Genomic DNA, 12,945 nt, shown 5'->3' with positions numbered 1-12,945 from the left:
TAGGGGTGCGTCAGACAGTATAAATCATGTAAATAACCAAACTGTTGATATCTGACGCACCCTACAACAGATTTTTTAGTGTGACACTTGCGTAAGAGGGTGTTTTAAAAATCTAAATTCATACGTATCTAAACGGTTAAAAAACGCTTTTACACAGGCTAAACCCAACTACGTTGGGTTTAAAACCTTAATTTTGTGTTAGTCCACGAAGGTGGACTTTGTTTGTTTAGTAGCGAATTATATTGGCCGATAATTTTTCAAATATCCTCTAATAATTGTTGATGCAAAAAAGCATCATTTACCAAAGTTTGAATTTTTTGATGTGATAAAATTTCACCTTTTTGATAATATTCAATCCATGTTTGACTAATGATATTAACATCTTGAGGAATATCAATTAAATCCCATCCAGGTATGTGTAAATCTTCCATTAAACGATTAATTTTTGGGTCATAACTAATGGCAAAACAACGACAACCTTCACTAGCAGCCATAATTAAACTATGTAATCTCATTCCTATGACCATATTTACATGACGAAATGCACCTTTTAATAATTGAGGATCTTCTAAACAAATAATTTGACTGTGATCATTAAGTTGTGATTTAATGGTTTCAGCAATTTCTAAATCATGACTTTTTTGAAATGGCAATAATAGAAGAAATGCTTGAGTGGCTGTTTGTAAATTGCGTAAAGCGTGAGTTAAATTTGCTAAAATATCCGGTGTTAGTTGAGGATGACTTCTTAAAGTTACTGCTATTCTAGGTTTGGGTAAATTAGCTAATTCTGCTACTGGTTGGGAAGCTAAAGCCCACACTGGATCTGGTGCTAAAATATGGGGTATATGCCAATTAGATAATAAACTAGAACTGGAGCGATCGCGCACACTAACCTTAGCACAACTAGCAAAATTTGTCCTGGCTAATAATTGAGTGGGCAAATATTTTAAAGGTCCAATTCCTTGACCCCAAGCAATGGTTTTTAACCCCATTATTCGGGCTAAAATCATTAAACCACCGTAGTAAAAAGGACTGATTAAACTAGTAACATCTTGGATTAAACTACCACCTCCCCAAATAAAAACATCACAGGAATGTAGGGCTTTTATTACTTGGGAAAAGTTCTTTCTTTGATAAGTTTCCACACCATAACGTAAAGCAGTTTCTTGAGGATTTCCTGATAGTACCACAGGGGTAACATGAGATGGTAACATTTGTAAAAGTGTGGCTAATAAAGCCTCATCTCCACCGTTACCTAGCCCATAATATCCAGATAATATAACTCGTTTTTTCATAGATGTTTGTTCCATTGTTTATTAACTACAGTATTAGATTTAAAAATTCATCTAAAATTTCTGGTGTTAAGCCTCTAGCAGATGCTCTATCGCTGATTTCATCCATGATTTTTCTGAGAAAATCAATGTCATTTTCTTTTTTCAGTAATAGGCTAACAATTTGTTGAATTTGTTGACGTTCTTCTAAGGGAGTAAATTGATATGCTTCGGCAATTTCATGGCTGACTTCAAGGGTGATAATTTGCATAAATATGCAATTTTAAAATGTTATGGGATAGTTTGATTATATCATGAGTAGAGAGTGAGGAGTGAGCTTTCATCTAAATTAGTGCGATCGCTTTTTTTGTGTCAATAAGCGATCGCGAAGCGCTGCCTAGGAAATGGTAATGCAACTCATATCATTACAGGAGTTAATATTATTTTAATATTATGACAGCTACCCAATTTTTAGAAATTTTCTCAGATTGATCATCAAATGCGATCGCTTCCCACAGACATCACCTATTTTAAAAACCCTAATATCATACTCATTTTGGGATATTATAATATTATAATTAATACCAATAGCTCAACCCCTAATCAACAATTATGCACGCACTTTCAATTCCTACCTGGATAATTCACGTTTCCAGCGTCATCGAATGGATAGTAGCCATTTGGCTAATTTGGCGCTATGGAGAACTGACAAATAACCGCACTTGGTGGGGTTTATCCTTCGCCATGTTACCAGCCTTAATTAGTGCTATGTGCGCCTGTACATGGCATTATTTTGATAATAGCGAATCATTACAATGGTTAGTCACCCTACAAGCTACCATGACATTAATTGGTAATTTTACATTATGGGCGGCTGCTATTTGGATTTGGCAAAATGCACAATCTGTAAATTCTACCAAAATCGAAAAATGATCTCCAAAGAAACATTATTTGCCCTATCATTATTTCCCTATCTAGGCTTTTTGTGGTTCATTACCCGTAGTCAACAAATGCCTAAATTAGCTCTGTATGGATTTTATGGTACTTTAGTATTTGTTGCTGTGACAATTCCCGCCGGAATTTATGCCAAATTGCAATATGGAGAACAATTAGCTAATATAGACTGGTTACATGGTAGTGCGGAAGTATTTTTAACCTTAACTAATATTTTAATAGTCTTAGGTTTTCGTGAAGCTATTGCCAAATTGGAAGCAGGGAACAAAGAATAGTTTTAACATCTTTTGTTCTCACATTTTATTAGAGTTTTATGATGACCATAAATTCTCATTCAACTAACAACTACTTTAGTAATTTAGGAATTAACAAATAATATGGATGTTATCCCCGCAATTGATTTATTAGATGGTCGCTGTGTTAGATTATACAAAGGCGATTATGCACAATCTCAAGTCTTTGGAGAAAACCCTGTAGAAGTTGCCAAAATGTGGGAAGATCAAGGGGCAACTAGATTACATTTAGTTGATTTAGATGGCGCGAAAGCTGGTAAAATAGTTAATTTAGCCGCCATAGAAGCTATTAGAAATGAACTTTCTATTCCTATAGAAGTGGGAGGAGGATTACGCGATCGCTTTAGTGTTATACAATTATTTAATATCGGCATAGAATGGGCAATTTTAGGAACTGTTGCTGTAGAAAAACCAGAATTAGTCCAGGAACTTTGTCAACAATTCCCCCAAAAAATTATAGTAGGAATAGATGCCAGAAATGGACAAGTTGCTACTAGAGGATGGTTAGAAACTTCCACAGTATTAGCCACACAATTAGCAGTACAAATGCAAGAATTAGGTGCAGCCGCCATTATTTACACTGATATTAATAGAGATGGCACATTACAAGGACCAAATTTAGAGGCACTGCGAGAACTGGCCGCCACAATTTCCATACCCGTGATAGCATCTGGAGGAGTAAGTTCTGTAACCGACTTATTGAGTTTATTAGCATTAGAACCCCAAGGAGTTGAAGGGGTAATAATTGGTAAAGCATTATATACCAATGATATTATTTTGAAAGAAGCATTGCAAGCGATCGGACCTGGAAGACTGCAAGATATACCAGCAGACTTTGGTACTTCTAATATTGCTTAATGTAATCAGATCCCCGACTTCTATTTTCTAAATTAGGATATCTGAATATCTGAGAGGATGTTGTAAAAAGCGAATTATATTCGCCTCTACAAACATCCTCTAAGATTAATTATCAATTATCAATTTCTACAACTTACTAATCGCATTTGCAAATAAACGAGATATAAAAGGTAAAATTTCTTTATTTCCCGCTTGCTTCTTACCCTCTGTAAAAACTACCAACAGATAAGGACGTTGATCCACTAACTCAATATAAGCCGCATCATGACGTACTGAACTTGTCCAGCCTGCCTTAGACCATATTTGTGCCGTATCTGGCAGTCCACCACCAAAAAACCCTGTAAGTTGATTTTCCTCGCCATCCTGGGGCAAATCAACGCCTTTGAGACTACGTTTGAGTAGTTCCATCATGGCTTGCGATCGCTCACTAGAAACCGCAATACCACCCACAATACTATGTAACAACCGCGCAGTAGCATCAGTAGTTAACATATTACGATTTTCAAACATATCACCATAAAACCGTCTTTCCCGGCCATAAGGACCATCTCCCCAAGTTTTCTGACAAACATTAATTTCCTGTAACTCATTCCATCCCAAAGACTGATAATAACGATTAATAATTTGACGTTGATACTTCCAAGTTTCAAAAGGTCCTGCGGTTAACTCAGGTCCAGAAGTTGTACCCGTCAAAATATCCACCACTAAACTAGTAGCATCATTACTAGAATCCACAATCATATCATGTAAAGCCCGATCCAACTCCTCAGAACCAGAACTCATCCCCTTTTCTAACCATTCCTGTGCAGCTACCAAATAGAATAACTTCACCACACTAGCAGGGTAAATTCTCTCACTTCCACGATAACTAAAACCCCGTACCCCATGATCCCAAAACGCATTAGGAGTTAAAGCACCACCAGTATTAACAGGCACAGGTGGATCATAAACAACCCACGTGAGCGCAATTTGGGTATCTGTCAAACTAGGAAATTCTCGCCAAGTAATTTGTAAAATATCATTACCGATACTTGCCAATTCTTGATCTTCCTTAAAAAATACCATTTCTATCAACATCCTTAAAAAAATGACTCACAGTAAAACTACCATCTATCAATGTTTAGCCAATTTAAACCTATATGATTCTCCTCAGTGTAACCGTTTAGCTACCCAAGCCGCTAGAGGAAGATACTTACAAATGACATCAAACCATGAAAATAGCGCCATTAAAATCTATCTCAGAGAAGACAACTATCCAGGATGGTTATCTATCAATGATTTACACCTAATTACACAAGCTAAATCAGCTTATAAACCACAGACATTTACCACAGCAGAAGTACAAGCAAAAATACCAGAAGTAATTAAATTTATCCAAAAAGCAAAACAACAGCCAAATTATTATCTTTGGGGAGGCACAGTAGCACCTAATTATGATTGTTCTGGATTAATGCAAGCTGCATTTATTTCTGTAAATATTTGGATACCTAGAGACGCTTATCAACAGGAAGGATTTACTCAACCTATAGATATTAATGAAATACAACCAGGAGATTTAATTTTTTTTGGTACTCCTGAAAAAGCCACCCATGTGGGATTATATTTAGGTAATAATTTTTATATTCATAGTTCAGGAAAAGATCAGGGTAGAAATGGCATAGGAATAGATCAACTTTCTGCTGATGGAGATCAAATTAGTCAAAATTATTATAAACAATTGCGAGGTGCGGGTAGAGTGATTAAGAATTACATTCCTGAAGAAATTGACAATTGAATAATTCAGCAATTGAACACAGGACTTACGCAACTGGTACATTGGTAGGGTGTGGTTCGACAAGCTCACCAACCACGTCAGACAGTGTAAATCATGTAATATCATGTCCGGTTGAACACTTATCATATCTGTTGAGGCTGGTAATGGGTAATTGGTAATTGGGAAAAGGCAATACAATGATGAACTATATCGTAAGTGATTGGGCGGACATGATATAAATCACCAAATTGTTGATATCTGACGCACCCACTCAACAGATTTTTTAGTGTGACACTTGCGTAAGTCCTAGAGTAATTAAGCAATTGAATAATTAAGGATGCAAGCAAGATGCTTGCACTACATTAACACATTAACCAAAACTTTCCACAACATAAATATCACTACTAGAATCACCAATAAAAATCATACTACTATCATCACTTGCTAAATTAAGACTACCAGAAATACCATTTCTGAGGACTTTAATTAACATTTGCGGGGTAAAAGACTCTAATTCCACAAAATTTCCAGCATCTAACCATTTTAACTCTTCCTTAGACAAATTTTGGCGAACTTCTATGGGTAAATCTTGAGATTTTTGGCATAAAGCAGTATTATTTTGAATAAACATTCCCCGTTTATTAGCTAGAATTTGACGAGGTAATAAACCTACATCAATAATTTTCACATTGCTATTAAAAAACCAATTTTCACTACTACGAAGATGATGGACTAAACTAACACCTTTAGCACTACAATCATGTAAAGCAAAGACTTGTAAATCTGGGTTACGTCTCACCATTTCCATAGTTGTTGTAAAAATACTTTGAGGATAACCAGTAATACTCAAAATTGCACAGTTATTTTCAAAATGGAAATTATTAGCAATTAATAATTGTGCAATATTAGCACTATCACACACTACCAATCTATCAAAACTATAAGCTGTAACTTCAGGATTAATAGATATTGAATTACTTTCTGAAATAACCTGTTGTACAGAAGGAAGAACTTTATCAATTGTACCATTAATGTCTTGCCATCTTGTTAACCAACTTTTTAAAGATGATTGAGAAATTATAAAATCTTGAATACTTGTAGCAGGAGCAAATTTTTGCTGACTGAGAAGTAGTGCTGAACCTCCTAAAATTATTACAGCAATCATAATTGGTGGAGATTTTAGTAGAAAAGTAATCAAAGTTCCCACTGATAAAATCAGAATACCAACAATTTTCAAAGATTTTGCACTAGCTTTACGTCCTGCATAATTTAGTTGAGGAGATTTAGTTTGTTGATATAAACCAATAATTGTGATTACCTGATAAATTAAATTACAAATTAGAAAAGAATTAGGTAAAAATCCACGAGTAAATCCTCCAAAAAAAACCGTTACCCAAACATTCAAAAATATATATGAAAAGATATTTCCAACGACTGAAGATGCTTTACGTCGGATACGATTATCCAGAAAATATAGAAGTTGTTTAGGTGTAAAATATAAAGTATTATTAGCGGAAATATCAGCTAATATTTTAGCAAACATAGGATCTGTAACCTTCACATTTCCCATAGCTGTGGGTTCAAAAGCAAAACGATGATTACACTGTTTACATCTTCCTTGATTTCCCCTTCTGTCTTTTAAATTGTTGTCAGTTCCACAATTAATACATTTCATAATTTTATCCTGATATTATACAATCTGATTGTTAAGTAAAACATTGTAATTTTCACGTTTTCTAATTAAGCGATGTGAACCATTTTCTAGGAGTATTTCCGCAGGTTTAGGACGATGTAGAAAATGAGAAGACATAGCATAACCATAAGCACCAACATCTAAAATAGCAATAATATCACCAATTTGTAAAGCAGGAAGTTGGTAATTTTTAGCTAAATAATCTCTGGAATAAGTAGTATTTCCACAAACATCCGTGAGGTATGTTTCCGATGTGGAATTTTTCCAAGTGACAACTTCTCGATAACCTCCATGTACAGCAGGAACAGAAATATTTGCAACAGTAGAATTAACTCCGACAATTTGTTTATCACCTTGCCATTTTATAGATACAACCTGTACTAAAAGAGTACCACAACCAGCAACAGCAGCACGTCCAGGTTCAATAATTAAATCTACATTTATTGGTAATTTATTCAGTCTTGCGGTTAATTCATCTCCAAAAATATGCCAATTAAAAGATATTTGATCACGATGATATGGATAACCAAAACCACCACCAAAATCTAAATATTGCCAATGTGGTAAATTTTCTGCTATGGATATTACCTGATCAATAACATTAGTAAAAGCGGCCGTCGCATTAGTTCCCGTACCGCGATAAAAATGTAAACCTGTAATTTTCAAACCTGCTAAACTAGCAATATCTATTGCTTCCTGAAAATCCTTTATACTAACCCCTATACGACTATCTTGAGAAACATTCAAACGTAACCCGATTCTTAAATTTTCTCCTAAATTCTCTCTGTGACTCTGCGTCTGTGGGTGAGATAACAAAACCTGAGAAAATAACTGTAACTGACTAATACTATCCAGATTAAACGTAGTAATACCCCAATCTAAAAGTTGTGAAATATCCTCTTGATTTAAGTTACTACCACTATAAACAATTTCACTAGGATAAAACCCTGATTTTAAACCTAAAAAAACATCACCTGGGGTATTAGCATGAAGTCCCCAACCAGCATCTTTAAAGAATTTCAATAATGAGATATTACCATTAGTGACACTGGCAAAGTAAAATTTAGTTCTAGGATAATTAATAGAATTAGTAATATGAGAAATAGTGTTTTTCAGAATATTACTATCATAAACATAGAGAGGAAAACCGTAAACTTGTAATAACTCCTCAGCAACTTCTAAAGAAAAAGGAGTTAATAAACTGGGAATTGTTGCTGGATTTTTTTGTATTGTTTCCATAACCAACTAGGGAGTACAAAAGAATGATTAAAAGAGATTTTACCTACTTTTCTTCCAAAAACGTGATTATACCAAAGTTCCCACATAATCAGTAACCAAAGTATCTCACCAATGCGTCTTCCTTGAATATTACCTCCTAATTGTCCCGTAATGATTTGTGTAGCAATATCAGGGTAAAAAATATTTTCTGCTGCGATTATACCCGGATTTAACCAATTACCGATATTATGCCATAAATCATGAAAACACCACGAGGTTAAAGGAACACCCATACCGCGTTTTTGTCTCCAAACAATATCGGATGGTAATAAATCTTGCACTGCACGTTTAAGGATATACTTTTCACAAGCACCTTGTAAATAGAGTTCTCCTGATAGTTGAAAAGTCCATTTTGCTAAGTTTAAATCACAAAAGAGCGATCGCACATTTAACCCATGAACAAAACCCAAAGCAGACGCACGAGGATGAATGTTTTGTGATCCTTTTAACATTAAATTTGCCCTTCTCAGACGATGTAATAATGAAGAAGCAAAACTGATATCCAATGCATTAACGAGCCATTCTTCAGCATTTAAACCTTGAATCTGTGCATATATTTGTGGTAGATAAACCCTATTTTCATAGCCCCATAAACGGTGAAAAGTACGGAGATATTGTTGCATAAAACCCTCTTGTTTTTGAGGATTTTGTGATTGATAAATACCAGCAGCAATTAAAGGTTTATTAGTCCAACCTGCAAATAATTGATCACCACCTTCACCATTAAAAATGATATTTGTTTCTTGAGAAGCAGCTTTATTAAGAAGATACAAAGGAACAGTAACACCATCACCAAAAGGTAAATCTAATGCTTGAACAGTAGGAACTAAATACTTTTTTATTTTATCAGGACTTGCATCAACTTTTACAAGAGGAATATTTAAAAAATTTGCCACTTTTTCTGCATAAGAAAACTCAGAAATACCAAACTTACCAAAATCTAAACTATAAGCACGAACTTTTACACCAGCTTTTACTAACAAAGCAGCAACAATAGAAGAATCTAAACCTCCAGAAAGGAAAACTCCCACTGGTTCATTATTAATATCAGAAATTTGTTTTTCAACAGCATCTTTGAGTAAAGTTTGTAATTGAGAAACAGCGACTTTTTCATCTTTAACTTGTTCCTGAGACTCATACCATTGATCAAGATAATGTAACTTATAATTATTAATATTATCCCAGATCATTTCAACTCCCGCAGGTACAGAGAAAATCTGATTAACGGCAGTTAAAGGAGTAGGAACATAAGAAAAACAACTATAACCATATAAACCAGAAATACTAACTTCGGGTTTTTCCATCACTTGTAAAAGCAATTGTAATTGAGAAGAAAACCAAATTACCTGATCTACTTTCATCCAAAATAAAGGAACTTTACCAAAAATTTCCCTTCCTAAAATCAACTTATTTTCTCTTAGCTTTATCCAAACATCAGGATCACCAGAAAATCCTCCAGCAGAAATACCACCAATAATATTTGTAGATGTATTTTTAGCTAAAATTGGTAAACATTCACAACCAACATAAAGAACATTACAAGAACCACTTTCTACCTTTGCGACTTTGCGACTTTGCGTGATAATTTTCTGCAAAATATCTTCACAACCATCACCCCAATAACCGATAAAATGATAAACAGACATATCAAAAACTACTCAACACTAAAAATTTCATCGCTAATTTTTCGACCATCAAGTAACATTTGTACTTGCCAATTACCAACTTTAGCACTAGGATTAATAGTATAACGACAATGAGTATCGAATATAGAAGTTGCGACTTCTTTAGTTATGTATTTATTTTGTTTGACAATAGTACCAGTAGGATCAATCCAATTACAAGAAAGAGACAACTTTTTACCTATGGGTGCATCTTTTAAAGTCACACGATAGAAAACTTCTGAATTAGATTGACGAGAAATATTGGTGATATTACTATTATTGGAAGATAAAGTAATTCTATCAGCTTGAGAACTAACATTAGCTAATAAAGAACTTTCTTTTTGAGAGACAAATAACCATCCTCCTAAAGAAATAATTACACCAGCAACCATACTAGCAATAATTAACTTATTGCGACTTTTTTCAACTTGTAATGCTTGACGACGACGTAATTGAATTAACGCTTCATCTAATAATTCAGGAGGCAAATTTAACTCTTGTAAAATTTGTTGAACCTGCTGTTTATTCAATTCTGATTCTTGACGTAATTGTAAAGATTGAACCTCATAAATAATTTGATTTAGTTCTTCCTCATTTAATCGTTGATTCATATTTGTAAACCTCTGTTAATGTTTTCATAAAATTGCAATTCTCGACTTCTTAAATAAGTCAATAACCTTACTGTGGAAATTGTTCCATAAAACGACGATCAATAAAATCTTTCCAACACCATAATAACTTATGAGGAGGCAAAGTGAAATTACCTTTAGTAGCTATGGCCTTACCATCTCCTGTACCGATTAAACTCAAATAACTACTTTGTGGTTTATAAGATTTTAAAGGTTGATCATCCATTATTCTGCGTAAATTATCATATAAAGTTTTACTTTGACGTACCGCAAATACACCTGATTTCGGTAAATTATAATTAATCATAGTAGCAATATCACCCGCAGCGAAAATATGGTGATGAGAGACTGATTGTAAAGCATTGTTTACCAAAATAAAACCATCATCATTCGTAGCAATTCCCGAATCTTTAACCCAACTTGCTGCTGATGGTTGAGTTACCAAAAACACATAATCACAACTTAGGATCAAACCAGATTCACATTTAACATTTAACCTATCATCTATAATTTTTATTACCTCACATACCCTTTCCTTTAGATGTAAATTCACACCTTTACTGAGGAGAAGATCCTGTATAAATTCACCAACCAAATAATAGTAATTTGGCATTAAACTTATACCACTGTGAAATAAATGAAACTCCACATTTGGCAATTTTAAACAACTTTCTCCTTGTAAACCTCTGATCATGGATAATACCAATTCCACACCGCCAGCACCACCACCAACCACAGCGATACTAAAAGACTTACCAGAATTATTCCAGATATTTTCTTGTAAATTATACCAACATTTTAAAAAACGACTCACAGGTTTTACACCAATAGTATATTCGGAACCAACCAATACAGATAATTGTTGAGGAACACTACCAATATCAATAGAAAGAACATCAAAACTTACAGGTTCTTTATTAGCACAAAGCACATAATTATTTTTTAAATCCAAACCTACCACAGAATCAAGATACAACTCAGAACCAGCAAAATTGCTTAAATATTGTAAATTAATATGGCACTGAGAATAACTATAAAAACCAGCAATATGTCCGGGTAACATACCTGAATAAGGAGTATATATATCTGGAGTAATTAAAATCAATCTTACCTTTGACAGTGGACATTTACCTAAAAGATTTAATACAATGGAATGAGTGTGTCCACCACCAATAAACACTATCTTTTTTGTAACATTAAACATATTTTTCAGAGGTTGTTTTAAAATATGAATTTATATTATGATCCTCATCATCCCAGATGGTATAAAAGACCAGATTGGTTTGTATCTGTGGGTGTTTCTCCTCTTTATAAAAATGGCGATTAATAAAAACTAGATCCCGGACTTCTTGAAGAAGTCCGGGATCTGAATCTGAATATTTCTAAAAATCAACGCCCCGCTTCAATTCTACTCCTTGATTTGCGTAATGTTTATGACAATATACCTCCGAATGAACACTAGCTAAATCAAAATAAGCTGGTTGATGTTGACAGCGCCCAGTAATAACAATTTCTGTGTCTCTTGGTTTCCGTAGTAATGCTTGTACAATGGGATCAACAGGTAATAATTCTAAATCAACTGTAGGGTTAAGTTCATCCAGAATAATAGTTTTATACACTCCAGAAGCGATCGCTGTTTTGGCAATTTCCCAACCTCTTTGAGCTTCTAAATAGTCTAAATCTTGTCTAGAATTACGCCAAACAATAGCATCACGCCCACAACGTTGATGATCTACTACTTCAGGATAGGATTGTTGTAAAGCGGCGATCGCTGCATCCTCAGTATATCCACTACCACCTTTTAACCACTGCATAATTAATACACGGGTAGATCCAGGGTGATTAATACCTCGACCTATTGCCTGTAATGCTTTTCCCAAAGCACTAGTAGATTTACCTTTACCTGCACCTGTATAAATTTCTATACCTTCAATTAACAACTCATCTGCTGTAGGATGATGTAACGGTTTCATCTCTGAATGCAGATCCGCAATATCTAATAGTTGTTGTGGTGCAGCGCGTCCTGTACAAATAATTTCTAATTCTTGGGGTTTATTTTGCAGAGTTTTAACCACTTCTGCCACAGATAATAACCCCAAATCTAACACCGGGTTAATTTCATCCAACACTACCACAGAATATAAATCAGAAGCGATCGCTCCTTTAGCCACATCCCAACCCCTAGCAGCTTCCACACGATCAAAACTGGTAATTTCATCATGTCCGAAAAATTCCGCCCTTCCTGTACGAACCTGGTCAATAAGATGGGGAAACCCTTTTTGTAACGCTGTAATTGCTCCATCTTCATCATAATCTCGCTCTGGTCCTTTTAAAAAACGTAATAATAAGACTCGATGAAAATTATTTTCCGCGTTTATACCTAGACCAATAGAACGTAAAACCACACCTAAAGCCGCTTGTGATTTACCTTTACCAATACCATCATAAACATGAATTTGACCAGTAAGGCGTTCCGAACGGGCTTGGGCTGTACGAATACCGATACCATTTCTTGTCATTGTAATTACTAACTCCTTAATTGTCTACCAATA

13 protein-coding genes are annotated in these 12,945 nt (G+C 34.5%); 4 read left to right on the top strand and 9 right to left on the bottom strand.

Going from position 1 to position 12,945, the window contains the following annotated elements:
- Positions 1-257: 257 nt before the first annotated feature.
- Positions 258-1,310, bottom strand: coding sequence for a polysaccharide pyruvyl transferase CsaB (csaB, locus tag H6F32_RS09110; RefSeq protein WP_242031090.1), 1,053 nt, complete (start codon positions 1,308-1,310; stop codon positions 258-260).
- Between the two features lie 10 nt (positions 1,311-1,320).
- Complete coding sequence (locus H6F32_RS09105) at positions 1,321-1,542, bottom strand: hypothetical protein (protein WP_190369014.1); 222 nt, start codon at positions 1,540-1,542, stop codon at positions 1,321-1,323.
- Positions 1,543-1,883: 341 nt separating this feature from the next.
- On the opposite strand from H6F32_RS09105, the gene H6F32_RS09100 reads away from it, so the two are divergent.
- The 3 genes from H6F32_RS09100 (at position 1,884) to hisA (ending at position 3,376) form a co-directional block, all read left to right on the top strand.
- The gene (locus H6F32_RS09100; RefSeq protein WP_190369013.1) at positions 1,884-2,204 is read left to right on the top strand and encodes a DUF2499 domain-containing protein; all 321 of its coding nucleotides are present in this window, start codon (positions 1,884-1,886) and stop codon (positions 2,202-2,204) included.
- Positions 2,201-2,500, top strand: a complete 300-nt coding sequence (locus tag H6F32_RS09095) for a DUF3593 domain-containing protein (RefSeq protein ID WP_190369012.1) — start codon at positions 2,201-2,203, stop codon at positions 2,498-2,500. The genes H6F32_RS09100 and H6F32_RS09095 overlap by 4 nt, the downstream gene beginning before the upstream one ends.
- Before the next feature lie 102 nt (positions 2,501-2,602).
- Positions 2,603-3,376, top strand: coding sequence for a 1-(5-phosphoribosyl)-5-[(5-phosphoribosylamino)methylideneamino]imidazole-4-carboxamide isomerase (gene hisA, locus H6F32_RS09090; protein WP_190369011.1), 774 nt, complete (start codon positions 2,603-2,605; stop codon positions 3,374-3,376).
- 126 nt (positions 3,377-3,502) lie between these two features.
- Here hisA and H6F32_RS09085 read toward each other — a convergent pair whose 3' ends face one another.
- Positions 3,503-4,441: a serine hydrolase gene (locus H6F32_RS09085; protein ID WP_190369010.1), complete on the bottom strand. Its 939-nt coding sequence runs from the start codon at positions 4,439-4,441 to the stop codon at positions 3,503-3,505.
- Between the two features lie 22 nt (positions 4,442-4,463).
- Here H6F32_RS09085 and H6F32_RS09080 point away from each other — a divergent pair, with 22 nt between their 5' ends.
- Positions 4,464-5,150 (top strand): C40 family peptidase, encoded by a 687-nt coding sequence (locus H6F32_RS09080; protein WP_190369009.1) that lies wholly within the window; start codon positions 4,464-4,466, stop codon positions 5,148-5,150.
- Positions 5,151-5,499: 349 nt separating this feature from the next.
- Here the strand turns inward: H6F32_RS09080 and H6F32_RS09075 are convergent, their stop codons facing one another.
- From H6F32_RS09075 to H6F32_RS09050, 6 genes are all read right to left on the bottom strand, one after another.
- The gene (locus tag H6F32_RS09075; protein WP_190369008.1) at positions 5,500-6,804 is read right to left on the bottom strand and encodes a hypothetical protein; all 1,305 of its coding nucleotides are present in this window, start codon (positions 6,802-6,804) and stop codon (positions 5,500-5,502) included.
- A gap of 15 nt (positions 6,805-6,819) precedes the next feature.
- On the bottom strand, positions 6,820-8,061 hold the full coding sequence (locus H6F32_RS09070; protein WP_190369007.1) for a decarboxylase: 1,242 nt from the start codon (positions 8,059-8,061) through the stop codon (positions 6,820-6,822).
- Complete coding sequence (locus H6F32_RS09065; protein ID WP_190369006.1) at positions 8,016-9,746, bottom strand: asparagine synthetase B; 1,731 nt, start codon at positions 9,744-9,746, stop codon at positions 8,016-8,018. Before H6F32_RS09065 ends, H6F32_RS09070 begins: the two co-directional genes overlap by 46 nt.
- 8 nt (positions 9,747-9,754) lie before the next feature.
- A complete protein-coding gene (locus H6F32_RS09060; RefSeq protein ID WP_190369005.1) occupies positions 9,755-10,375 on the bottom strand; it encodes a DUF3859 domain-containing protein in 621 nt (206 codons plus the stop codon).
- Between the two features lie 67 nt (positions 10,376-10,442).
- On the bottom strand, positions 10,443-11,597 hold the full coding sequence (locus tag H6F32_RS09055) for an FAD-dependent oxidoreductase (RefSeq protein ID WP_190369004.1): 1,155 nt from the start codon (positions 11,595-11,597) through the stop codon (positions 10,443-10,445).
- 178 nt (positions 11,598-11,775) lie between these two features.
- A complete protein-coding gene (locus H6F32_RS09050) occupies positions 11,776-12,912 on the bottom strand; it encodes a cob(I)yrinic acid a,c-diamide adenosyltransferase (protein WP_190369003.1) in 1,137 nt (378 codons plus the stop codon).
- Positions 12,913-12,945 lie beyond the last annotated feature (33 nt).

The sequence above is a fragment of the Anabaena sp. FACHB-1237 genome, from assembly GCF_014696225.1.
Classification (GTDB): Bacteria; Cyanobacteriota; Cyanobacteriia; order Cyanobacteriales; family Nostocaceae; genus FACHB-1237.
This window is presented reverse-complemented; position numbering and strand designations above follow the sequence as displayed.